Here is a 24487-nt window from a genome sequence, read left to right as displayed (position 1 = left end):
ATCCATTGAATAATAAGATGTTTTATTTATAAAGACCGGATTATTTTTACTGACATTCAAAGGGAACATATTTGGCTAACGCGTGAGTATCAAATTGCTCGTCAAAGACTTGGTTATGCTGAAATAATTTAAATCCTTGCTGCTTAGCACTAAAGTAACTCAATTTATTGCCTTCAATTTGTAGTCCGCTGCCCTCCCGCAGTGCGACAACCCGTTCAGTCGGGTTAATAATACAAAATTCAGCTAAACGCTCATCTCGAGTTTCGCCCATGTGTCCACTAAGATGGCTGTCGATATAATGAGGATTAATTTGTAAAGGAAATAATCCCAAAGAAGGCATAACCACCGTATTGCTAACCGGCATATCATTCGTAGTACGAATGCTCGGTGTCGCAACATTACAACCGGCACTCCATCCAATATAAGGCACTTGGCGTTCACGTACGGCTCGCTGAATAGGAACAATCAAATTATACTGATGCAAACATTGATTTAACTGCCATGTATTTCCCCCACTGATCAAAATGCATTCAGCTTGTTCAATCGCTTGAACAGGATCAGCAAAATGTTCGATAGAAGTAACATTAATTCCTAAAGCCACGGTTAATTCTTTAGCTCGCTCATCATGAGACCCTCGTAATATTGCATAAGGGATCAACAGGGCTCGAGTTATTTTACGCCGCTCAATCATCGAATGGATACGGGGTAGAGCATAGCTTAACCAAGTCGAATTATCGGGTAATTTACCATTACTTAATAAAAAAATATCCATTGTATTTCCTTAATAATAACTGTATATGCCAATCAAAAGATTAGCTTATTTAAACTTAGCTTATCGCATAATAATGCTTAATATATTTTAGTCACCTTTTTATAGACTGATTTGTTATCATGGTGAAGATATTTTACTAAAGAGCCGAATATGATGGAAAAATGGTACCTTCTTTACTGCAAACGTGGCCAGATAGATAGGGCAATCGAGCATCTGACCCGTCAATTTGTTGACTGTATGACCCCAATGGTTGAAATAGAAAAAGTGGTCAGAGGAAAACGAGCTAAAGTAATCGAGGCACTATTTCCTAATTATCTATTTGTGAAATTTGATCATGAGAAAATTCATACTACAACTATTCAATCAACGCGTGGAGTCAGTCATTTTGTTCGCTTTGGTCAATACCCAACCGTAGTCCCGGATAAGCTTATTGAAACCTTTGCTTTAGCAATGTCTCAATCACTAACCGAACCATCAACTCCGATTGATGGCGATAAAGTGGTTATACTCGAGGGTATTTTTGCTGGTATTGAAGCTATTTATAAAGAACCGGATGGTGAGAAACGTTCGATACTATTTCTGAATATCTTAAATCAAAATGTACCAAAATCGTTAGATAACCGTCTGTTTAAAAAACTAGATAACTAAATTTTGCCACTTACTGATTTTTACGCCATCCATAAAAAAAACCGCGATTAATCTCATCAGCGGTTTTTTTTATCAGCTTGAAAGGGCTATGTCAGTCGTCTTGATTTTCTGCTTGCTCATTCTGGTAATCTTTGCGGCTCTTACCCACATAAAAATTAGATAGCAATACCCCTAGCTCAAACAGTAAATACATAGGTACGGCCAATAATGTTTGAGACAGCACATCCGGCGGAGTTAAAAACATTCCAACAATAAATGCGCCTACCAAAATATAAGGTCGTTTACGTTTCAACGACTGTGGCGTAGTCACACCGGTCCAACACAGTAAAATGATGGCAATAGGCACTTCAAATGCAGCACCGAATGCCATAAATAGGGTCATGACAAAGCTTAAATATTTACTGATGTCAGGAATAAAATTAACACTTTCTGGCGTTGTTTTAACGAAAAAACCAAACGCCAATGGAAACACCACAAAATAAGCAAACGCCATGCCTAAATAAAAGAGAAAACTACTGGAAACCAGTAATGGCAGCATTAATCTGCGTTCATGTTTATATAATGCCGGCGCAATGAATGCCCAAATTTGATATAAAATCATAGGTACCGAAAGAAAAACGGAAACCATGATTGTCAGCTTAATGGGGGTAAAAAAGGTCGAGGCAACATCAGTTGCACTCATCTGGGAGCCCATAGGCAATTTATCAATTAACGGCGCGGCAACTAATCGATAAATATCATTAGAAAAATAGGCAAGAGCAAAGAAAACCACCAATACGGTAATTAAACAGTTGAGTAAACGTTTTCTTAACTCAATTAAATGACTAATGAGCGGTTGTGTATCATTAACAGCCATGTTTTAGTTTTCACTATGATTTTGATGAGAACTTTTCTTTACTTCTGAGGTAGCTAATTTGTCTGGTGCTGCCGGAGTATGGGCAGGCTCTAAGATAGATTCAGTCTCTACCACAGAAGCCATTTTGGCGGCGACCTCAGGATCAGGATCATTTTCGTTTGATGTTTCTTCAGGATCACTAGCTTGTTTTACGGCAACGTCGTAGTTTTCAGTTAACTCTGTCGCTTTTTTCAATTCATCGCTAATGCTTTCAGCCGATGAACTGTAGCTTTGTTTCAGTGACTCAGCAGCTTGCCGAAGCTCATCCATAGACTGTTTCAGTTCAGGAGAAAGCGCCTGTAGTCCCGCTTTTTCCTCAACTTTTTTCAGGCTTTCCTGTAGCTCTTGCAATTTAAACTCTTGCGAGAGTTCATTTTGTACATTGGCAGCAAGAGAACGCATCGCTCGGATCCAACCGGCAACTGTTCTTACAGCTACAGGTAAGCGTTCTGGCCCTAAAACAACCAGGCCAATCACCGCAACCAAGAGTAACTCAGGAAAACTTATATCAAACACGGTTTAACCCTACTGTTTATTTTTGCTCTCAACACTGCTATCAGCTTTATCGGCTGTTTTCTGTTGAGCGATATTTTTAGTTTCAAAGTCAGCATCATTAGCTTGTTCTGATTTGTCGGCTTTATTGGTATCTTCATCATTAATAGCTTTTTTGAAGCCTTTTAAGGATTCACCAAGATCGGATCCCAGAGAACGCAATTTTTTAGTGCCGAAAATTAAAATAACTAAAAGAGCGATAATAATAAGCTGCCATGGGCTTCCGAAAGCTGCCATTGCGATTGTTGATTCCATCGTTTTTACCTCTATAGAAGTGGGATCAAGACTAATGAGCCCATTATATACAACCCAAATTAAATACGGAAACAGTTAACATGCTAGTAAGTTTGTTTGAAAACAAACTTACCTCAGTTTTTCCCTGATTTACACCATCCTAACAACCAAGACAGCGCCCCTGCAAACATAAACGCAGCAGATATTTTTATTGAATCGGAAAGATAGAACAAACTACCACATAAAATAAATGTTGCACCTATTCCTAATAGATATTGTGACTTTCGCTGGTTCACCCGCTGATTTTTAAGCTCTTTTGATAATCCATCAAGACTATTTTGCAGGTATTTATGCTGACGCAACGCGCCATAAATTAAATCAGGGATCTCAGGCATTTTTTCAGCCCAATAAGGTGCTTTTTCTTTTAGCGCTTTAGTGATAGCAGGAAGCCCAACTTGGCTTAAAATCCAATCCTCAAGGAAAGGTTTAGCTGTTTTCCATAAATCGAGCTGCGGATAGAGCTGGCGACCTAATCCTTCAACGTATAATAATGTTTTTTGCAATAAAACGAGTTGCGGCTGAACTTCCATATTAAAGCGACGGGCAGTATTAAATAAATTTAATAACACATGGCCAAATGAAATTTCTGATAATGGTTTTTCAAAAATCGGCTCACATACCGTACGAATAGCAAATTCAAAATCTTCAACATTAGTATCGACAGGAACCCAACCCGAATCCACATGCAGCTCAGCGACTTTACGATAATCGCGATTAAAAAAAGCGATAAAGTTTTCAGCCAAATAGCGTTTATCTTCTTTATTTAATGAACCAACAATACCGCAGTCGATACCAATATACAGCGGATCTTCTGGGTGATCATAACTTACAAAGATATTGCCTGGGTGCATATCCGCATGAAAGAAGCTATCTCTAAATACTTGAGTAAAGAAGACTTTTACACCTCTTTCCGCTAGCAGCTTCATATTGGTTCCCTGAGCTTCCAGCGCCTGAATATCGGAAACTGGGATGCCGTAGATACGCTCCATTACCATGACATTCTCACGGCAATAATCAGAGTAGACTTCAGGAATATACAGCATTGCGCTGTTTTCAAAGTTACGGCGTAATTGAATCGCATTGGCTGATTCACGTAATAAATTTAACTCATCTATTAGCGTTTTTTCATATTCCTTCACAACTTCTTTCGGCCGCAGACGTCGACCATCAGGCAAGAGAGGAACCCAGCTTGCAATGCGATACATTAGACGCATATCAGCCTTGATCACCGGAAGAATATCTGGGCGAATAACTTTTATGACAATTTGCTTGCCATTCTCTTTTAATTTAGCGGTATGCACCTGAGCAATAGAAGCTGAAGCAAGTGCAGTCTCATCAAAATCATCAAACCAGTTTTCTAACGATCCACCGAGGGAGTCTTCAATATATTGGCGCGCCAATTTGCCGTCAAAGCTAGCGACTTTATCTTGCAATAGACTCAGTTGGTCAGCTATCGCCGGAGGAAATAAATCGCGTCGAGTAGAAAGCATCTGACCAAACTTAATCCAAACCGGCCCAAGCTCTTGTAATGCGAGTCTTAATCGTTGACCTAACTCTTTATCTTTATGCTGATTTTTAATCCAAAAAAAACCGTAACGTCCGATACGCAAAGGGATAGTTAATTTAATTTTTGGTATTAATTCATCCAACCCATAAGAGAGAAATACCCGAATAATGAAATAAAGTCGTTTTAATTCACCGGGTGTCATGCTTCTCCTCCAGCTGTTTCAAGCGTTGTTCAAGCTGAGACAGTTCAGTCGATACCTGCTCTACTTGAGAGCTAAAATGCATTAATTCCAGAGGCCCGGGGGCCATTTTCCACTCTTCAATAAGCGTTTCTTGCACATAAGTTTTCTGACGAGAGAGTAAATGCGCCGCAAGCCCCGTCCCTTTGCGCAAAAATTGGCTAATGCCTTCAGCAACAACATCGCCAATATAAGGGGCTAAATAATGCGCGGGATCCCACTCGGCTAAATCCAACAAAGTAGACCAATGTTGAACAACTTGCATATCACCCTCAATAACCACATCACCTTGATTGATCAGTCGTGAAAGTTGCTGCTTATCTTTCAGTTTAATCAATGTAAAAACAGAGGTTCTGAGGGTGCAATCAGCAGGCTCGCTCCATTGGCTTAAGACATCAACATGGTTATCGCTAAACACCAGTGTTAATGCTTTATCCAACTCTTTTAAATCAATAGACATTGTCTTACCCGTGAGACGGGTTCTCGCTGGCTTTAAGACCCCCTCTTTAAATAGCAATCTATTTAAACAGGTTTCCATTAACGCAGTGGCAGCTGAATAGATAGCCACATGATTTAAAATAGTATTTTTTGCTGATGCTGATGGCATATCCATCTTAAAATTTAAATCCTTTGTGTAAAGCAACAATACCGCCAGTCATATTGTCATAAGAGACTTGATCAAAACCGGCATCTTCCATCATCGACTTCAAGGTTTCTTGGTCTGGATGCATACGGATAGACTCCGTTAAATAGCGATAACTATCTGCATCGTTAACAATCACTTGACCAATACGCGGGAGGATATGGAAAGAATAAGTATCATAGGCTTTATTTAGCGGCTGGAAGATAGGTTTAGAAAATTCCAAGACTAATAAACGTCCGCCGGGTTTTAGCACACGGAACATAGAGCGTAAGGCTTTATTTTTATCCGTTACATTACGTAAACCAAACGAAATAGTAATACAATCAAAATAATTATCAGGGAACGGTAATTCTTCTGCATTGGCTTGAACATAATTTACGTTGCCAACAATCCCCGAGTCACGCAGTTTTTCGCGTCCCATTTTAAGCATCGAGTCGTTGATATCGGCAAGAACAACTTCACCTTTTTCACCAACCAATCGAGAAAATTTAGCGGTTAAATCACCAGTTCCACCCGCCAGATCAAGCACACGCTGCCCACGTCGGACACCACTGGCTTCAATAGTAAAACGCTTCCAAATACGGTGAATGCCAAATGACATAACATCATTCATTAAGTCATATTTTGAAGCTACAGAGTGAAAAACATTCGCAACTAGGCCTTCTTTTTCATTTTTGCCTACTTTGCGGAAACCAAAATCAGTGGTTTCTTTAGATTGATCTGCCATTTATGTATGCCTGCTTATATTTCAAACTTTGGTGAGAATTGTAACAGTCTTTGCGCTAAAACCCTATTAGGAACTCGATGATCCCGCACAATATGACCCGGTCGCTTTATCTGCCAGCAGAGGATCTATAGGCTGCTTTATTTCGACGCCTAATTCACGAAATCCTTCAGCTTGACTGATCAAATTCCCTCGTCCTTCAGCTAAACGTTTCATTGCTGATTGATAAGTCGCCTGTGCTTTAGTCAAGCTAGTTCCTAAGAGCTGCATATCATCAACAAATAAACGCATTTTGTCATACATTTTAGCAGCTCTTGTCGCAATTTCTTGTGCATTTTGACTTTGACGTTCATAACGCCATAAGTTATTAATCGTACGGACAGCAACTAATAATGTTGATGGGCAAACAAGCATAATATTATGTTTTAGTCCTTCATCAAGTAATCCAGGCGCTTCTCGCAGTGCCACCAAATACGCGGGTTCCACAGGAATAAACATCAATACATAGTCTAATGACCGAAGCCCCGGTAATTGATGATAATCTTTATTACTCAATAACTTAATATGATTTCTAATTGATGCTATGTGGCTGCGTAGTGCTTGTGCCTGAATTTCACTATCGTCACTATTAAAATACTGCTCATAAGCAGTAAGCGACATTTTAGCATCAACAACAATATCTTTGCCTTCGGGTAAACGAATAATAACATCAGGCTGATAACGGCTATTATGCCCAGTATTAATACTGACCTGGGTTTCAAATTCATAGCCTTTGCGCAAACCAGAAGCTTCTAAAATCCGCGCTAAAATAGTCTCGCCCCAATTACCTTGGATTTTATTGTCGCCTTTTAATGCGCGGGTGAGATTAACCGCTTCTTTTGCCATCAGGCTATTTAATTGTTGTAACTGACGAATTTCGTGAGCCAACGTGTGTCGTTCGCGAGCTTCTTGCCCAAAACTGTCTTGTACTTGCCGGCGAAAACCGTCCAACTGTTCACGAAATGGCGTTAATAAAGAGATCAAACTTTGACGATTATGTTCTGTTGTACGCCGCTCATTCTGTTCAAAAATGCGATTAGCTAAGTTTTCAAACTGAGTGTTTAATCGTTGTTCACTATTGATTAGTATCCGTTGTTTTTCTTCATACGCTAATTGAGTTTGCTCTAATCGCGTGGCTATTTCGCGTAATTCAACTTCTTGCTCACGATTGATATCTCGCTGAGTTCGCAACTCTTGATCTAAACGAATGGATTCATCTTTCCAATGCGTAAGGTGGATATTTTTCTCCTCACTCATGGCCAATAAACGACTCACCTCGCGTAATTCATTATCCTTATCATTTATTTTTTGCGAGATAGACCACCATACAACTATTGCACCGAGCAAAATACCGCATAACGTGCCTATAACTGCATACAATAAAGAGGTATCCACCATGATTTCCTTAGATTTAAAACTATTTTCAATGACATAAATATGCCATTAAGCTATCCGTGGCCTAATACTATCCACAATGCCAATTTACTCTAAATCGCTATTCAACTAAGCTGATAATATCTTCTCAACTTGGTCATTTTATTTCATCGTTTAAGTTATAAATAATTTTGCTTGATAGCTTAATAAATAGCTTAGGGTGTATCTTATTAGCAGCTATACAATAAAGTAAAAGGATACGAGATAAGTGTCCAGAGGTGAATTCCCTATCTTCCAATATTTGCCAACCAGCTCGCTATTTTTACATCCAACCTGCAATCCAGCGTAATCCAAATGCCCCTGGCGCTAAAATACCAAACGCCCAAATCATAGCTGACAATAAATTAGCTGTTTGAAAATATCGCTGTGGCATACTGCAAATACCAGCAATCAATGGGATCACCGCTCTAAACGGACCAAAGAAACGGCCAATGAAAACGCCCCAGACACCCCATTTATCAAAAAACCGGTGTCCTCGATCAATCATTTGCGGCTTACGAGAAATCGGCCACATCCCCCGAACATTATCTTTATAGTGAAATCCAAACCAATAAGACAGCCAATCACCAAAGAAAGCACCAAGCGCAGCCACCAGCCAAATAGGCCAAAACGCTAGGCCGCTTTCACCAATCAGCGCCCCCATGCCCAACAAAATGACCGTTGCGGGTAATAATAGTGAGATAAAAGCTAATGATTCACCGAAAGCGAGTAGAAATATAATCGGTAACGCCCATATTTCATGTTGCCGAGTAAAATCAGTGATTAGGGTAACTATATCGTGTAGCGTCAACGGATCTCTCCCTATAATAGATAAATCATTCATTTGAATCAGCATAATTACTGGAGGTTAAGTACGAGGAATAATTTATATTATTGATTAATAATGGATTTACTCTCATTAATGGATTAATTAAGCCCAATAGGCTACGCCAGCAATTTATATTGCATGGCGATAATCCTAACTTAACCTCAATGAACTAAGAATAAACAATCACATAATCCAAGAAAATATTACTCAAGAAAATAATCTTGCAGTGACTGTCTGGCAACGGTATCGAGGGCAAAATCTGTCGCTAACCAAGTATCAATACTGCCGTAATGCCGATTAATACTTTCTAGTGCGGTTAGCAAAAAATCTTCACGAACTGAATAAACATATTCGAATTTTTTTACGATACTTGCGCTCATCGTTTCGGCATGCTGTTCAAGTAAATGTTGACGATAAGATGCTAAGGTTTGATTAGTTAGCAAATAATCTTCCATCACTGTATCCAAATCAGCGCCTAGCGCCAATAACACCAACGCTGCCCCCACGCCTGTTCGGTCTTTACCCACCGCGCAATGTTGAACAATTCCTCCTTTTTCCGGCTGTTTAAGCAAGCTGACCAATTGATGATAGGCCGGGTTATTTAAAGGCAGTAGCTCATATAATTTAAACATAAAAGCTTGGGGATCAAATTGTTCTAAAATATCTGGCGTGAGTTTTTCTAAGTTAGCGCTCACTTTTTTAGCTAAAGGATTGGCTGGCGCATGAAAATAAGCCGCGCCGTCCCAGATCTTATCAGGTTTATCTTTAGTCTCTACCGCATCACGATAATCCAGAATTTGGTACAAATTTTGTGACTGTAAGAAAACTAAATCATCGGAGGTCAATTGGTCTAAAGCTCCCGCGCGAAATAGTAAACCCGGCTTAATCTTCGTCCCGTTGGCCAGCGTTTTGCCGCCTAAGTCACGAAAGTTAATTCCGCCTTGCAGAGGTAAGACCGATGAATGTAGCTCAGTTAATGTAGACATAATTCCTCTTATAATATTTTTATCAGAAATAATGACATTAACAGATTTTTAGCAGAATAAAATAAGTGAACGAGAGAGAACAGAAAACAAATAGACAATAGATATTGAGGAAGAATAGTTTCTTTTAATCCGGAATGTTACTGGCGACAAACTGAGCACAGTTAACCACCAGTAACCTAACCCGCTAAAAATTATTTATTTCAATAAACGACGAGCGGCGTCAACCACAATGCCTAACACATTGCTTTCGGTTTTTTTCAATAATTCTTCGTTGGGTATTTCTTGTTGTGTGCGATTAACAATAACACCCGCAACCATACCTGAGCGTAAGCCTTGGCTCGAGCACATAGTTAATAATGTGGCTGATTCCATTTCGTAGTTCATAACACCCATTTGTTGCCATTCTTTCATTGAACCTTTGAAACGGCTAACAACACGACCAGTATAAGTGTCGTAACGTTCTTGTCCTGGATAGAAAGTATCTGAAGATGCAGTTACACCGACATGAACCACGGCACCGGCATCTTTTGCGGCAGCATACAACGCGTTAGTACATTCAAAATCAGCAACCGCCGGATATTCTAATGGAGCAAAATGTTGGCTAGCACCGTCTAAACGGACTGATGCCGTCGTAACTAACACATCACCAACATTGATATTTTCTTGAATTGCACCGGTAGTACCAATACGCAGGAAGGTATTAATCCCCAACTGTGCTAACTCTTCAACAGCGATAGAGGTTGATGGACCTCCGATCCCGGTTGAGCAAACAATGACCGCTTTACCGTCAACTTCGCCACGCCATGAAGTAAATTCACGTAATGAAGCCAGATGAACAGGGTTATCCATCAAACGAGCAATTTTCTCAACACGTTTTGGATCTCCCGGAACTATCGCCAGTGTTGCACCTTGTAAGTCGCTTTTTTTCAAACCCAAGTGGAAAACATCAGACATTTCAGACTCCTTAACGCAGTAAATTCATAAAATTACATCTCATGTGGATAATATAACGTCACTCAGCCATAAAGTTAGTGACGCCCGTCACTAATTATAAAAAGTAATAAGTAACATTTTCATAAATATGAGATCTAAATCACCATAGTTCAGCTATCGTTCAGATTTAATTCAACTTCAGCTACAGAGAGTATAACCAGTTAAATCTCAAAATAAGTGTATATAAGTAAAAACAGTAAAAATTCAGTTTTCTGATTGACGCCAGCCAGAAATTGCTGAAAATAGCCCACTCTTTGACTCATGATTTAACATTTGAGTCACTCATTGCTTTAATAAGGAGTCAACATGGGCTTATTTGATCAGCTAGTCACCATGGTTGCTGGCGATAAAATGAACCAATTTCAATCAGTAATTAGTTGGATTGAAAAACAAGGTGGGATCCAAGGTCTGATTGAGAAATTTAATCAACAAGGATTGGGAGAGTTAATTCAGTCATGGATTGGTAATTCAGAAAACTTACCAGTCAGTGTCAGCCAGCTAACACAAATCTTCGGTAATGTTGATATTCAGCAACTGGCGGATAAAGTCGGTATCGATACCACCGAAGCGACATCTTTAGTCGCAAAATATTTACCCCGCTTGATTGATAACGCCACCCCTAATGGTGAAGTTCCCGCTGATCTCGATTTATCCACAATTGGCATGAATATGCTGAAAGAGAAATTGTTCGGTTAACCTTGTGGCCTAAGTATTTTTGGGCTTAATAGTATACCGATAGGGTAAATCGATAAAAAATAGAAATAGAATAGGGCTGAAAATCAATCTCATCGATTGAATAGCAATTACGTTAATAACCGATAATCTTCAGCCTATTCTTCACCACCGCTTGATTCTTGCTGACCTGCCTTCAGGCTCAGCGCAAAATAAAAAATCCGCCATAACTTTACTCGATAGAGCGTGAACAGCGGATCAATTATGAGTGGTTTAAAACATTCGATCTATTCTGCTTTTTTCTGCTGAGCTTCTTTAGCTTCAACTTCTTTATACCAGCGCGGATGATGTTTTTTCGCCCATCGACGGCTCACTTTTCCTTCGACCATACCTTTTATCGATCCCTTGACCCAGAAAGCCATATACATATGGATTAATATGGCGTGGATCAAAATGATCGCGGCGGCCGCATGGATAAACAGGCTCCAGCGAACTGTCCACATAGGGAAGAAATCAGCAAAATATGGACGCCAGATAATCACACCGGTGATCAGCAAGACAAAAATCATGCTCATGATGCTCCAGAACATCATTTTTTGCCCGGCATTGTATTTCCCGACATAGGCAACGTGATGCTCATTGCCTTTAAGGACTTCCACAATATTTTTTATCCACGGTACATCTTGTTTATCGGGAATATTGTGTTTCACAAAGCGTGCAAACATGAACATCAGTACAATAAAAATCAACACACCAAAGAAAGGATGCAGGATCCTCCCCATTTGTGGCGTACCAAAAGTTTCAGTTAGCCATTGTAATGTCGGAAAAAACAGCGCCAATCCCGATAAGGCAACCAAGAAAAAGCAGATCACCACCAGCCAGTGACACGCTCGGTCGATAAACTTCGTCCGAACAATCATTTTGCTCTGTTTAGTCATGATTATCGTCCTCCTCGTCTTCATCGCTGACTTCTTTGTTCGGGCCAATACCTACATAGTGGAAAATTAGCCCGGCAAAAGTCGCAATAAACCCGACGACTGAGAGTGGCTTCAAGATGCCTTTCCATAAATCAATCGGAGTATCAATGTGTGGATCTTTAGGTAACCCGTGATAAAGCTGAGGCTTATCGGCATGTTGCAGCACATACATAACATGCGTCCCGCCGACACTGGAGGGATTATAAACACCTGCTTGCGCAAAACCGCGTTTTTTCAGCTTATCGACTCGTTCCTCTGCGATATCAAGCATATCCCGTTTAGTTCCGAAATGAATTGCACCGGTCGGGCAGGTTTTAACACACGCAGGCTCTTGCCCTACGCTCACCCTGTCGACACATAAGGTGCATTTGTATACGCGATTATCTTTGGGATTAAGGCGTGGAATATTGAAAGGACAACCAGCAATACAATAACCGCAGCCAATACAATGCGCTGATTGGAAATCAACTATCCCGTTGGCATATTGGATTATCGCTCCCGCCGATGGGCATGCTTTTAAACAGCCCGGTTCTGCACAGTGCATACAGCCATCTTTGCGGATCAGCCACTCTAATTTACCGTTTTCTTTGGTTTCACTAAAACGCATTACCGTCCATGATTTCGCACTTAGATCCGTCGGATTATCATAAACCCCGGTACAATGACCGACGTCGTCACGGATATCATTCCATTCAGAGCAAGCTACCTGGCACGCTTTGCAGCCAATACAGGTAGATACGTCGATCAGCTTAGCGACTTCAAATTTATCGTCTCGCACCTGAGGAGGAGGCGTAATGCTATTGGTCGCAGAACGTTTAATAATGTCTTGAGATTGCATGGACATAATTTCCTCCTCTACGCCTTCTCAATGTTAACTAAAAACGCTTTATACTCAGGTGTCTGAGAATTTGCGTCACCCACTGATGGCGTTAATGTGTTAGCAATAAATCCTTTTTGCGCCTGACCTTCAAAGCCCCAGTGAATAGGAATACCGATAGTTTCAATCGATTTTCCATCCACGTGCAAAGCTTGCAAGCGCGCGGTAACAACGGCAATAGCACGAATAAAGCCGCGTTTACTGCTGACCGTGACTTTATCGCCGTTATTGATACCTTTTTGTTGTGCTAACGTTTGGCTAATTTCAACAAATTGTTCTGGCTGAGCAATCGCGTTTAAGCGCGCATGCTTGGTCCAAGTATGGAAATGTTCAGTTAAGCGATAAGTGGTTCCCACATAAGGATAATCTTGGTGGTTCCCCAAGCGTTGTTGATCTTCTAAGAAAATACGCGCGGCCGGGTTAGAGACCACATTAGGATGCAGTGGATTAGTCCCTAAAGGCGTTTCAACCGGTTCATAATGTTCAGGGAACGGCCCTTCAGCCATTTTATCAATGGCAAATAATCGTCCCAACCCTTCAGGTTGCATAATAAAAGGTGAAGTTCCTACATCCGGTGCAGAGGTATTAAAATCAGGAACGTCATTGCCGACCCATTTGTTACCCTTCCACTCGATAACAACCCGATTTTTATCCCAGGGTTTTCCTTGAGGATCCGCAGAGGCACGGTTATAAATAATTCGGCGATTCAATGGCCATGCCCAAGCCCAACCGAGAGTATTCCCCAGCCCCGATGGATCACTATTATCGCGTTTGGCCATTTGATTGCCCTGCTCGGTCCAGCAACCGCTATAAATCCAGCACGAAGAAGCGGTAGAACCGTCATCCCGTAATAAAGCAAAAGAATTCAATAACTGGCCTTTTTTAGCTTGTAAATTGCCATCGGCATCATACAAATCAACTAACGCTATTCCATTATTTTCTTTAGCCATTTCTTCTGATTCTGGATGAAATGGCTGTTTATAATCCCAACGCATACGCATTAACGGCTCAGTCCCTTTACCGCCTTCTGAAGCATATAATTGACGAATTTTATCCAGTAATCCCGCTAATATTTGTCCGTCGTTACGCGCTTCGCCCGGGGCATCCGCAGCTTTCCAATGCCATTGCAACCAACGTCCAGAGTTAGCGATAGAGCCGTCTTCTTCGGCAAAGCAAGTCGATGGAAGACGGAAAACTTCAGTCTGAATGGTAGCAGGATCGACGTCGTTCATTTCGCCGTGATGCTGCCAAAAAGTCGAGGTTTCAGTGACTAAAGGATCAATAATGACCAAATATTTTAACTTACTGAGGCAACTAACCACCTTATTTTTATCCGGGAACGATGCGACGGGATTAAAGCCCTGACAAATATAACCGGTTACTTGGCCTTTACTCATCATGTCAAAATATTTAATCACATCGTAAGATTGATCCCATTTTGGCAACCAATCAAAACCCCATTGATTGTCTTTTTGCGCCGCATCCCCATAAAATGACTTCATTAAACTGACGAAAAATTTGGGGTAATTACTCCAGTAGTTAACCTGATTCGGTAAAGTAGCTACAGGGGTATTGGCCTGCAAATAGCTTTCAATGTTAGTTTGTTTTTCAGAAGGCAGGCTCAAATAGCCCGGTAGACTCGTGGAAAGTAATCCTAAATCGGTTAATCCCTGAATATTTGAGTGACCGCGCAAAGCATTAATACCGCCTCCCGCCATACCCATATTGCCAAGCAATAATTGGATCATTGCCATAGTACGGATATTTTGCGAGCCGACGGTATGTTGCGTCCAACCCAGTGCATATAAAAAGGTTGTTGTGCGATCGGCACTTGACGTTGTCGCAAGGATTTCACAGACTTTCAGAAAATCAGCTTGTGATGTTCCACAAATGTTCTCAACAATTTCAGGAGTATAACGAGAGATATGCTGCTTTAATAAATTCCATACACAGCGAGGATGCTGCCAACTGTCATCGCGTTTGGCAAAACCGTTCTCGTCAAATTGATAATTCCAACTGGTTTTATCGTACTGGCGTTTTTCTGCATCATAGCCGCTAAATAGCCCGTCATCGAAACTAAAATCGTCTCGAATCAACAAAGAGGCGTTGGTATAGTGCTTGACATACTCTACATTTATTTTATTATTTTCAATGAGATAACGCAAAACGCCAGATAAAAAGGTAATATCTGTTCCGGAGCGAATAGGCACGTAATGATCGGCGACTGATGCCGTACGCGTAAAACGCGGATCAACAACAATTAATGTTGCATCATTGTTATTTTTCGCTTCCATGGCCCAGCGGAATCCGACAGGATGTGCCTCTGCGGCATTCCCACCCATCACCATGATAACGTTGGCATTTTTAATATCAACCCAGTGGTTGGTCATCGCACCGCGACCAAATGTTGGAGCAAGACTTGCTACCGTTGGTCCGTGTCAGACACGCGCTTGGTTATCAACCGCTAGCATACCGAGCGAGCGAGTAAATTTTTGAGTTAATATGCCTGTTTCATTACTGGCGGCAGAAGCACACAGCATACCGGTAGATAACCAACGGTTTACCGAGGTTCCTTGGCTATTTTTTTCAATAAAATTAGTATCGCGATCGTCTTTCATTAAACGAGCAATACGGGAAAAGGCATCATCCCAGCTAATACGCTGCCATTTATTAGACCCTGGAGCACGATATTCAGGATAACGTAAGCGCCCTTCACTATGAATATAATCGATAAGCCCTGCCCCTTTTGGGCATAATGCGCCACGGTTAACAGGGTGATCAGCATCACCTTCAATATGAAAAATAGACGATTTTGCATTCATCGCGCCATCGCCCATACTATAAATTAATAATCCACAGCCAACAGAACAATAAGTACAAGTATTGCGGGTTTCTTTCGATCTCAGTAATTTATATTCTCGAACATTGGCCATCGCCAAGCCCGGCATAAAACCTAAAGCTGCAATTGTGGTACTCGCCATTCCGCCGGCACAGATTTTAAAAAACTGTCTACGGCTGAGATTCATTGCTTCCTCTTTTTTTATTTTTGTAAAAACTGAGCAGAAGAATATCAGCCTAGATCGCTTCTATATTGTTTAAAATCAAAAAAAGTAACATTAGATATTTAATCCTTATTATTAATAACAATTAAAATCAAAAAAGATAAACGCAACAAATTGAAATTAAAAGATTTTTTAATAATCAGAGATAAATTTAACATTCAAAAAATTAATTAAAAATACAACAACAAAACCAAATTATTTATAATTAATAGCTTACTTTAATTATTAAGCATATTAGAGTAACCAATAATACCACTAAAGTGTTACATTAAAATAAACATACACAATATATATTTATATATAAAGTAATTTTTATTATTTAATAAATAAAACAATGCCCATCAATAATATTGATGGGCATTTGAATAAATATATTAATTGTTACATGTCTCTATTATTAACTATTAATTCTATATTTAACTTTCATACAAACTTCAAACTTTAGTTTCACTGCGTAATTGTTTTGCCGCTGCCACCATGTTGGCCAGTGCTTGACGCGTCTCTGTCCAACCACGGGTTTTCAAACCACAGTCTGGATTTACCCACAACCGTTCAACCGCAATGCGATCAGAGGCTTTTCTCAACAATGCCACAATCCATTCTACGCTCGGAACATTCGGCGAGTGGATATCATATACGCCGGGACCAATTTCATTTGGATAATCAAAGTGTTCAAACGATTCCAGTAATTCCATATCTGAACGCGAGGTTTCAATGGTTATCACATCTGCATCCAGCGCGGCAATCGAATCCATGATGTCATTGAACTCGCAATAACACATATGAGTGTGAATTTGAGTGTCATCTTCAGCAATAGCGGCACTCAGTTTAAACGCATCAACCGCCCATTTAAGATAATCTTGCCATTCATCTCGGCGCAACGGTAGCCCTTCGCGTAATGCAGGTTCATCGATTTGAATAATGCCAATGCCCGCTTTTTGTAAATCATCCACTTCATCACGCAGCGCTAAAGCAATTTGTTTAGCAATGGTTTCACGGCTAACGTCTTCACGTGGGAATGACCAACAAAGAATGGTCACCGGGCCAGTAAGCATGCCTTTAACCGGTTTTTCAGTCAGTGATTGCGCATACTTCGCCCATTCAACCGTAATCGCTTCAGGACGACTAATATCCCCAATAATGACTGGCGGCTTAACACAACGCGATCCATAACTTTGAACCCAACCATTTTGAGTAAATACATAGCCATCGAAATGCTCACCAAAATATTCGACCATGTCGTTACGTTCAGCTTCACCATGAACCAAAACATCAATATCCAGCAATTCCTGCTCTCTAATCGCCTGCTTAATATGTTCACTAATGCTGGTACGATAGCTTGGAATATCAACATTGCCTTTTTTAAAATCTAAGCGCAGTGTACGAATATCTGCCGTTTGCGGGAATGAGCCAATCGTCGTGGTTGGCCATAATGGGAGAGTAAAACGCGCGCGTTGTTGCTTCGCACGTTCAACGTATGCGCTATTACGCTCTACATCACCGACCTTTATCGCCGCTAAACGCGCGGCAACCGCCGCATTATTAACCCGTGTTGAGGTTTTTCTAGCACGAATCGGTGCGCTGTAAGCCTCTAATTTAGCAATATTTTCAGCGTTATCATTATTTAATGCGGCCGTCAATAATGCTAATTCCTCACATTTTTGTAATGCGAAAGCAAACCAACTTTTTACTTCTTTATCTAAACCAGTTTCATCATTTAAATCAATCGGGCTGTGCAGTAACGAACATGACGTTCCGATCCAAATTTGACGCTTACCCAGCAATGTTTTAGCTTTTTCTCGTTTTTCGCTTAAATCTGCGCGCCAAACATTACGTCCATTTATCAAACCCAGTGATAGCAGCCATTCTGCGGGTAATGCTTTATTCACCTTCTGCAAATCATCTTTACCGGCAACTAAATCAATATGTAGCCCTTGAACCGGTAATGATTTAATTAAATCAAGATGATGCCCAATGCTATCAAAATATGTGGTCAGCAATAATTTGGTTTTGCCTTCTAATGCAGCATAAGCTGTTGAATAAGCCGCTTGCCATTCTGGTGGCAAATCTAACACTAATGCCGGCTCATCAATTTGTACCCATTCAATGCCTTTGGCGGCCAGTTTTTCCAACACTTGTTGATATACAGGCAACAGTTTCTCTAACAAACTTAGGCGATCAAAAGCCACACCTTTTACTTTTCCTAACCATAAATAGGTAACCGGGCCAATTAATATAGGTTTTACTTTATGGCCCAACGCCAGTGCTTCATCGACTTCATCAAATAGCTGAGTCCACGACACGCTAAATTCTTGACCTTGCTGGAATTCTGGCACGATATAATGATAGTTAGTATTAAACCACTTAGTCATTTCTGCCGCTGCTGCTGGCTCGCCTGTTGGCGCACGACCACGAGCAATACGGAACAATGTATCGAGATCAATACTTCCATCTTGATTTGCATGGCGTGGTGGTACATTGCCGACCAATAAACTGGTGGTTAATACTTGGTCGTACCAAGCGAAATCACCCACCGGAAGTAAATCCACGCCAGCATCGTGCTGTTGTTGCCAGTGACGTGCACGTAATTCACGTCCAGTTTCAATTAATTGTTGTTGATTTATTTTACCGGCCCAATAGCTCTCTTGTGCTTTTTTTAGTTCTCTTTTCAAACCGATACGTGGAAAACCTAGTGTGTGATTAATAACTGACATAGTGACCCCTTAGAATATTTAGCCGTCTAGATGTTTACACATCTATAATCAACAGGTAGTGTATAAAGCTCAAGCGCAAATTATTCATTGTCACCGTGAAGGTTTCTCATGATCGAATTAAAACACTTAAAAACATTGCATGCGCTCAGCCAACACGGCTCATTAGCAGCAACAGCAATCCACCTGCATCAGACGCAGTCGGCTCTATCACATCAATTCAGTGATTTAGAGCATCGTCTCGGATTTAAATTATTTGTACGTAAAAGTCAGCCACTGCGTTTTACGCCACAAGGTGAAGTTTTATTACAGCTCGCACAACAGATTTTACCGCTGGTCAAAGATGCGATGAGAACCTGCAGCGAGCCCGGTGTCTCGACACTGCGTATTGCGATTGAATGCCACAGTTGTATTCAATGGTTAACGCCAGCATTAAAACGATTTAGAGAAACATGGCCACAAGTAGCGGTTGATTTTAAATCTGGCGTGACCTTCGAGCCACAACCCGAATTATTAACGCGAGAATTAGATATTGTCATGACATCCGACATTCTGGATGAACAAGCACTGCATTACACACCGCTGTTTGATTACGAAGTTCGGCTAATTGTGTCGAACGACCATCCATTAGCGAATAAATTGCATATTACAGCGCAAGATCTGATTGATGAAACATTGCTTATCTATCCCGTTCAACGCCATCGTTTTGATATCTGGCGGCATTTTTTACAGCCAGCAGGAGTCTCTCCAAACATAAAAACGGTCGATAATACATTATTATTAATTCAGATGGTGGCGGCGAAAATGGGGATTGCAGCATTGCCACACTGGGCGGTGGACTCGTTCGAAAGACAAGGATTAATTGTGACCAAAACCTTAGGAGAAGGGCTATGGAGCCGGCTATACGCTGCCTGCCGTGAAGGCGAGCAGCGACAGCCAGCAATAGAGTCATTTACTCGCGCGGCTGGCCAGCACGCTGTTGAACATCTTTCTTATGTGAAACCGGTGAGAGGATCCAGCATCGATGTACCCACAGCGACGCGACAATCAAACTTGCACCCATGCTGAAACTTAGCCAATCTGGATGCTGCTGCCAGATAGCGAAGTTGACCAATAATCCTGCCGGTACCATCATGTTATTCATGATAGCTAAGGTACCGGCATCGACTTGTGTGGCACCATAATTCCACATGAAATAACCTATACCCGAGGCACCAATGCCCAACCAGCACAATACTACCCATTGTGCTGTCGTCGTTGGCAGCAGTAATTTATTACCGAAAAATACCCAACCAAGCAATGCCACCACGGTCGCGCCTAAATAAAACCATGAGAATGCTTGTCGTTGTGGCATAGGATGAATTTCCATCATACGCTTATAGCCCACTTGACCTATCGCAAATGAAATATTGGCTAGCTGCACAAACATAAGACCGAGCCAGAATGATTCACTCAATTGATCATAACGAATAATCGCCGCACCAATTACCGCTAATGAGGAACTAAACACATAACCCCAACGTAATCGTTGCTTCTCAAGCAGATCATAAATTAAGGTCACATATAACGGTGTTAACACAGTAAAAAGTAGGAATTCTGCCACACTTAGATAGTTATAAGCCTGAAATACGAATAAATACATAATTCCTAATTGGCAAGCGCCTACCAGCATGTACAACGCAATCACTTTAAACGCAATACCACGCCAACGTAAAAAAGGTAAAAATACCAACGCCGCCAAACCGACCCGCATTAAGACTGAAAACCAACTATCAACTTGACCGGCTAAATACTCGCCAATCAGACTAAAAGACGCTGCCCAAAGCAGCGTCGTGATGACTAATAACCACATTCTATATACAGCTCGTGTTAATGTTCTTTTTCAACTAACAGCGCTTCGAGTAAATCCAAGTCTGTTAACATCATATGCAGAGTTTCATTACTAATTTTTCGCGTTGCGCGTAAATGGTAAAGTTCCCCTCGCTCAGCTCTCAGTGCGGTTAGTCGGAATCTGCGCTCTAAATCTTCAATCAGTAAATTACGCTCCATTTCGTCCTGACCAGCGGTTCGCCGCCGGAGATTCCCTATCACTCTAGAAGCAACTTCACTGATATCTTCTGGATCGAGCTTTTCATCCGCATCCGCCGATAAGCGCTCTTCCATTTTATTCATACTGACGATCGCCACTTCGGCCATAGCCGCTTTCGCCATTCGAATTTCATTAATATCGGCTTCTTTATCACCAAATTTGAAATTACGTAGCAACAGTGGCAATGCAATAACCCCGATAAAAATAGAAAATAAAATAACACCGGCAGCAATAAATATTAGCTGATAACGCGCTGGAAACGGTGAACCATCCGGTAAAAATAGCGGTACAGAGAGGGCACCTGCCAAGGTTATCGCCCCACGGACTCCCGCAACCGAGGAGAGTAGTAATTCACGCGTGGTATAATTAGCAAATTGCAGCGGTTTCTTTTTCAAGAACAGTAGGCTGAATTTTTTCATCAACCATAACCAACTGAAACGCAATACTAATAAGGCAAAATAGATAGCGACTACCGCAGTAAACAACATCCATGTTTCTACACTTGGGTCAAGCTCCGCTTGGATAACCGAGGTTTCCCAAATGCCCGGTAATTGCAGCCCTAACATGATGAATACTAAACCGTTAAACACAAATTCCAACATCGACCATACGCTATCAGCACGTAAACGCATCGCCAAAGGTGCATTGCGAATAACCCCAGATTTAGTAATCGTCATACCCGCAGCTACAGAAGCCAAAATTCCTGACACACCGATATGTTCCGCAATCATGTAAGAGGCGAAAGGTAACAGCAGCATGAAAACAATTTGTGTCGCTGGCTCATCCCCGCTCCAGCGGCTCATTAAACGCAACGATTTACTGTAAATCCACGTAACACCTATCCCGGCCAGCAAGCCACCGACCGCGACTTTAAAGAATTCAATGGTCGCGCCAGTGACCGTAAACACCATGGTTCCCATGGCTATAGCAACGGCAAATTTCAACGCCACCAGGCCTGAAGCATCATTCATTAATGCTTCGCCTTCTACAATGCTCATCATCCGTTTAGGCATTCGACCTTTACCGACAATCGAAGACAATGCCACCGCATCAGTAGGGGATAATACAGCAGCCAGTGCAAATGCAGCGATCAGCGGAATACTTGGCATCATCCAATAGATTAAATAACCAATTCCGACGACTGTCACTAAAACCAGCACTAGCACTAAAATGAATATTTCACGACCATTTTGGAAAAATTCACGGGTCGGAGTTTTCCAGCCATCAACAAATAACAGTGGCGGGATAAGCAATACGAGGAAAAGTTCGGGATCAAAAGTCACATGTAGGCCAAACTGAGGCCAAGCCAATGCAGCACCAATAGCAATCTGTACAATGGGTAACGGTATACGGAAGGGAAGAACCTTAGTTACCACTCCAGAAATAGAGACGGCCAAAATTAAAATAAGAATAGTAAAGAAAATTTCCATGTTGCCCTTACTGATAACGATACAACGACTTAAACCATGAATTGTGACCTGACGATTGCCTCTAAGATAGCAAAATCCAGCCATGAAACTTCAGTAAAGCGAGGAAGGGATGGAAAACGAATTTTCCCACGCTTTTCACTGCTGACTAATATTCTATCCTTAACGACGACTTTGGCGGGGAAATAATTTGAATTTTAAGATTAATCGCGATAATAGATGGGGGGATGTGTTTAGAAATCATCATCCCCCCGATAATATTTATTATATAGCTAGATTACTAGCATAAAATGCCACTAAAAGCACAGCGATAATCACAGTACCCAGATTAAGTTTCTTCCACTCACCGGCACAAATACGCCCAATCACTAAAGCCGCAAATCCTAGCATGATCCCAGTCACAATATTGCACGTTAGAACAATAAACACCGCACATAATAAACCGGACATTGAATCAACAAAATCATCAAAATCAAGTTTTGATACATTGCTAAGCATCAATAAGCCAACGTACATCAACGCCGGAGCTGTTGCATAAGCCGGCACCAAATAAGATAACGGAGATAAAAATAAAATCATTAGGAACAAAATGCCGACGACGGTCGCGGTTAATCCTGTTCTGCCTCCGGCGGCAGTACCTGCGGCTGATTCAATATATACCGCGGCAGGTGAAGCACCAATTGCACCGGCAAAAATACTGCTAACAGAATCGGCGGTCAGTGCTTTGCCACCATCAATAATTTGCCCTTCTTTATCTAATAGATTTGCTTGCCCTGCAACGGCACGGATAGTTCCTGTGGCATCAAATACGGCAGTCATAACTAACGCCAATAAGCTAGGTAACACAACCGGCTGTAACGCGCCCATAATATCCATACTGAACAGCAAAGAAAGCCCGTCATCACCCAATGATGGCAATTTAAAAAATCCTTGATATTTCACGTTGGGATCAAAAATGAGTCCAAGTATCGAAATAGCGATGATCACCAGCAGCACACCGCCCGGTACTCGACGCTTTTCTAAACCAAAAATAACCGCCAGACCCGCTAATGACATTAATACCGGGAAAGAGACAAACTCACCTAATGCCACCGGTAAACCAGCTTGTGGATTTTTAACCACTAAGCCAACGCCATTAGCCGCAATTAATAATAAAAACAGCCCGATACCGATTCCAGTACCATGCGCTATCCCCATCGGCATATTGCGTAAAATCCATGAACGTATCCCCGTTACTGAGATCAAGGTAAAAATACACCCCATCAAGAACACGGCCCCCAATGCGACAGGAATACTAACTTGCTGGCCTAACACCAAGCTAAAAGCGGTAAAAGCCGTTAATGAAATCGCACAGCCTATTGCCATCGGCAAATTGGCCCACAGCCCCATCAATAAAGAACCAAAGCCTGCCACCAAGCAGGTGGCAATAAATACGCCAGTCGGCGGAAAACCGGCCTGCCCCAACATTCCTGGCACCACAATAACGGAATAGACCATCGCTAGAAATGTTGTGAGCCCAGCAACAATTTCACGGCGTACAGTGGTACCGCGTTCAGTCAATTTAAAATACTTATCCAGCTTGCAATTTGTTGGAGCCTGATGACCAGACATGGTGTTCCCCTGCTTAAATGTTCAATGTCGAAATAACAACCGTGATATCTACTACGGAATCGATTACGTGGTTAAATATCAAATCAGTGAAACCGAGGTAAATTCAGTTTCACCACTCTACGCAATCGTTTGGCTTTAGCGATAAAAAACGAGAATAAATCGTGAGGCGAATAATTATCGGTTGAACCGCACCCAATGATCAAGTGTTTTAACTCAAAAAGATGCCGTGTCAGTAAAAAAACTGTCAGTCTAGCGCTAAAAAAACTTATACCGTGTTATCTGCCCTAATTATTTAATGTTTTATGGATAATTAATAGCATGTTTGATTGTTATTTGATTGATTTTATATAAAAAACAAGACAGCCAGAGGCGTAAAATAAATAGTTAGCGCCTCTAGTTAACGCCTCTAAGTATTATTAGAGATAATTAGCTCTATTTAACTAATAACTTACATAAATAAAAAAATAACCTTTAAAATCAATAAAAGAATGTCTTAAAAATAAAAATAAACGGATTTTTTTGATAGAT

The 24487-nt window shown here is 41.2% G+C and carries 21 protein-coding genes; 3 read left to right on the top strand and 18 right to left on the bottom strand.

The window, feature by feature from the left end:
• Positions 1-46: 46 nt before the first annotated feature.
• Positions 47-772 (bottom strand): dipeptidase PepE, encoded by a 726-nt coding sequence (pepE, locus tag M992_RS04845; RefSeq protein ID WP_053907555.1) that lies wholly within the window; start codon positions 770-772, stop codon positions 47-49.
• 153 nt (positions 773-925) lie between these two features.
• On the opposite strand from pepE, the gene rfaH reads away from it, so the two are divergent.
• Positions 926-1420, top strand: a complete 495-nt coding sequence (gene rfaH, locus M992_RS04840) for a transcription/translation regulatory transformer protein RfaH (RefSeq protein ID WP_053907586.1) — start codon at positions 926-928, stop codon at positions 1418-1420.
• Between the two features lie 91 nt (positions 1421-1511).
• Here rfaH and tatC read toward each other — a convergent pair whose 3' ends face one another.
• From tatC to udp, 10 genes are all read right to left on the bottom strand, one after another.
• Complete coding sequence (tatC, locus tag M992_RS04835) at positions 1512-2276, bottom strand: Sec-independent protein translocase subunit TatC (RefSeq protein ID WP_053907554.1); 765 nt, start codon at positions 2274-2276, stop codon at positions 1512-1514.
• A gap of 3 nt (positions 2277-2279) precedes the next feature.
• Positions 2280-2831 (bottom strand): Sec-independent protein translocase protein TatB, encoded by a 552-nt coding sequence (gene tatB / locus M992_RS04830; RefSeq protein ID WP_053907551.1) that lies wholly within the window; start codon positions 2829-2831, stop codon positions 2280-2282.
• Positions 2832-2840: 9 nt separating this feature from the next.
• Positions 2841-3122, bottom strand: a complete 282-nt coding sequence (gene tatA, locus M992_RS04825) for a twin-arginine translocase TatA/TatE family subunit (RefSeq protein ID WP_053907549.1) — start codon at positions 3120-3122, stop codon at positions 2841-2843.
• 113 nt (positions 3123-3235) lie between these two features.
• Positions 3236-4870, bottom strand: coding sequence for a ubiquinone biosynthesis regulatory protein kinase UbiB (gene ubiB, locus M992_RS04820; protein ID WP_053907547.1), 1635 nt, complete (start codon positions 4868-4870; stop codon positions 3236-3238).
• Positions 4857-5519 carry a ubiquinone biosynthesis accessory factor UbiJ gene (locus M992_RS04815; protein WP_053907546.1) on the bottom strand — a complete coding sequence of 221 codons (663 nt, stop codon included), beginning with the start codon at positions 5517-5519 and terminating at the stop codon, positions 4857-4859. The genes ubiB and M992_RS04815 overlap by 14 nt, the downstream gene beginning before the upstream one ends.
• A 1-nt stretch (position 5520) precedes the next feature.
• Positions 5521-6276: a bifunctional demethylmenaquinone methyltransferase/2-methoxy-6-polyprenyl-1,4-benzoquinol methylase UbiE gene (gene ubiE / locus M992_RS04810; protein WP_047254677.1), complete on the bottom strand. Its 756-nt coding sequence runs from the start codon at positions 6274-6276 to the stop codon at positions 5521-5523.
• Positions 6277-6342: 66 nt separating this feature from the next.
• Complete coding sequence (rmuC, locus tag M992_RS04805) at positions 6343-7707, bottom strand: DNA recombination protein RmuC (RefSeq protein WP_072165920.1); 1365 nt, start codon at positions 7705-7707, stop codon at positions 6343-6345.
• 301 nt (positions 7708-8008) lie between these two features.
• Entirely contained in the window at positions 8009-8536 is a 528-nt protein-coding gene (locus M992_RS04800; RefSeq protein ID WP_053907583.1) for a DedA family protein, read from the bottom strand.
• Positions 8537-8757: 221 nt separating this feature from the next.
• Positions 8758-9540, bottom strand: a complete 783-nt coding sequence (locus M992_RS04795; RefSeq protein WP_053907541.1) for a tyrosine-protein phosphatase — start codon at positions 9538-9540, stop codon at positions 8758-8760.
• 195 nt (positions 9541-9735) lie between these two features.
• On the bottom strand, positions 9736-10494 hold the full coding sequence (gene udp / locus M992_RS04790) for a uridine phosphorylase (protein WP_047254674.1): 759 nt from the start codon (positions 10492-10494) through the stop codon (positions 9736-9738).
• A gap of 345 nt (positions 10495-10839) precedes the next feature.
• Between udp and M992_RS04785 the strand changes: the two genes are divergently transcribed.
• Positions 10840-11229 carry a YidB family protein gene (locus M992_RS04785; protein WP_053907539.1) on the top strand — a complete coding sequence of 130 codons (390 nt, stop codon included), beginning with the start codon at positions 10840-10842 and terminating at the stop codon, positions 11227-11229.
• 263 nt (positions 11230-11492) lie between these two features.
• Here the strand turns inward: M992_RS04785 and fdnI are convergent, their stop codons facing one another.
• The 4 genes from fdnI to metE form a co-directional block, all read right to left on the bottom strand.
• Positions 11493-12143 carry a formate dehydrogenase-N subunit gamma gene (fdnI, locus tag M992_RS04780; protein ID WP_053907537.1) on the bottom strand — a complete coding sequence of 217 codons (651 nt, stop codon included), beginning with the start codon at positions 12141-12143 and terminating at the stop codon, positions 11493-11495.
• Complete coding sequence (gene fdxH, locus M992_RS04775) at positions 12136-13026, bottom strand: formate dehydrogenase subunit beta (RefSeq protein WP_167308876.1); 891 nt, start codon at positions 13024-13026, stop codon at positions 12136-12138. Before fdxH ends, fdnI begins: the two co-directional genes overlap by 8 nt.
• 11 nt (positions 13027-13037) lie before the next feature.
• Positions 13038-16085 carry a formate dehydrogenase-N subunit alpha gene (gene fdnG, locus M992_RS04770; protein WP_147638154.1) on the bottom strand — a complete coding sequence of 1016 codons (3048 nt, stop codon included), beginning with the start codon at positions 16083-16085 and terminating at the stop codon, positions 13038-13040.
• A 470-nt stretch (positions 16086-16555) separates the two neighbouring features.
• The gene (metE, locus tag M992_RS04760) at positions 16556-18835 is read right to left on the bottom strand and encodes a 5-methyltetrahydropteroyltriglutamate--homocysteine S-methyltransferase (protein WP_053907534.1); all 2280 of its coding nucleotides are present in this window, start codon (positions 18833-18835) and stop codon (positions 16556-16558) included.
• Positions 18836-18943: 108 nt separating this feature from the next.
• Here metE and metR point away from each other — a divergent pair, with 108 nt between their 5' ends.
• A complete protein-coding gene (metR, locus tag M992_RS04755) occupies positions 18944-19900 on the top strand; it encodes an HTH-type transcriptional regulator MetR (RefSeq protein ID WP_053907533.1) in 957 nt (318 codons plus the stop codon).
• Here the strand turns inward: metR and M992_RS14650 are convergent.
• The 3 genes from M992_RS14650 to M992_RS04745 form a co-directional block, all read right to left on the bottom strand.
• A complete protein-coding gene (locus M992_RS14650; RefSeq protein WP_072165918.1) occupies positions 19785-20684 on the bottom strand; it encodes a carboxylate/amino acid/amine transporter in 900 nt (299 codons plus the stop codon). The two genes, metR and M992_RS14650, sit on opposite strands and share 116 nt — an antisense overlap.
• Before the next feature lie 17 nt (positions 20685-20701).
• Positions 20702-22351, bottom strand: a complete 1650-nt coding sequence (locus tag M992_RS04750) for a Na+/H+ antiporter (RefSeq protein ID WP_053907532.1) — start codon at positions 22349-22351, stop codon at positions 20702-20704.
• A gap of 261 nt (positions 22352-22612) precedes the next feature.
• On the bottom strand, positions 22613-23959 hold the full coding sequence (locus tag M992_RS04745) for an NCS2 family permease (RefSeq protein WP_053907531.1): 1347 nt from the start codon (positions 23957-23959) through the stop codon (positions 22613-22615).
• Positions 23960-24487: the final 528 nt, after the last annotated feature.

Source organism: Moellerella wisconsensis ATCC 35017 (assembly GCF_001294465.1).
GTDB lineage: Bacteria > Pseudomonadota > Gammaproteobacteria > Enterobacterales > Enterobacteriaceae > Moellerella > Moellerella wisconsensis.
The sequence above is the reverse complement of the archived record's forward strand: the minus strand, read 5'-3'. Positions and strand labels throughout refer to the sequence as shown.

Bases quoted from the DNA above. Each gene is read 5' to 3' on its own strand.
- pepE (WP_053907555.1), bottom strand. From the start codon at position 772: ATGGATATTTTTTTATTAAGTAATGGTAAATTACCCGATAATTCGACT.
- ubiE (WP_047254677.1), bottom strand. From the start codon at position 6,276: ATGGCAGATCAATCTAAAGAAACCACTGATTTTGGTTTCCGCAAAGTA.
- M992_RS14650 (WP_072165918.1), bottom strand. From the start codon at position 20,684: ATGTGGTTATTAGTCATCACGACGCTGCTTTGGGCAGCGTCTTTTAGT.
- metE (WP_053907534.1), bottom strand. From the start codon at position 18,835: ATGTCAGTTATTAATCACACACTAGGTTTTCCACGTATCGGTTTGAAA.
- tatA (WP_053907549.1), bottom strand. From the start codon at position 3,122: ATGGAATCAACAATCGCAATGGCAGCTTTCGGAAGCCCATGGCAGCTT.
- udp (WP_047254674.1), bottom strand. From the start codon at position 10,494: ATGTCTGATGTTTTCCACTTGGGTTTGAAAAAAAGCGACTTACAAGGT.
- M992_RS04815 (WP_053907546.1), bottom strand. From the start codon at position 5,519: ATGGATATGCCATCAGCATCAGCAAAAAATACTATTTTAAATCATGTG.
- M992_RS04795 (WP_053907541.1), bottom strand. From the start codon at position 9,540: ATGTCTACATTAACTGAGCTACATTCATCGGTCTTACCTCTGCAAGGC.
- M992_RS04745 (WP_053907531.1), bottom strand. From the start codon at position 23,959: ATGTCTGGTCATCAGGCTCCAACAAATTGCAAGCTGGATAAGTATTTT.
- M992_RS04785 (WP_053907539.1), top strand. From the start codon at position 10,840: ATGGGCTTATTTGATCAGCTAGTCACCATGGTTGCTGGCGATAAAATG.
- fdxH (WP_167308876.1), bottom strand. From the start codon at position 13,026: ATGTCCATGCAATCTCAAGACATTATTAAACGTTCTGCGACCAATAGC.
- tatC (WP_053907554.1), bottom strand. From the start codon at position 2,276: ATGGCTGTTAATGATACACAACCGCTCATTAGTCATTTAATTGAGTTA.
- M992_RS04750 (WP_053907532.1), bottom strand. From the start codon at position 22,351: ATGGAAATTTTCTTTACTATTCTTATTTTAATTTTGGCCGTCTCTATT.
- fdnI (WP_053907537.1), bottom strand. From the start codon at position 12,143: ATGACTAAACAGAGCAAAATGATTGTTCGGACGAAGTTTATCGACCGA.
- rfaH (WP_053907586.1), top strand. From the start codon at position 926: ATGGAAAAATGGTACCTTCTTTACTGCAAACGTGGCCAGATAGATAGG.
- metR (WP_053907533.1), top strand. From the start codon at position 18,944: ATGATCGAATTAAAACACTTAAAAACATTGCATGCGCTCAGCCAACAC.
- ubiB (WP_053907547.1), bottom strand. From the start codon at position 4,870: ATGACACCCGGTGAATTAAAACGACTTTATTTCATTATTCGGGTATTT.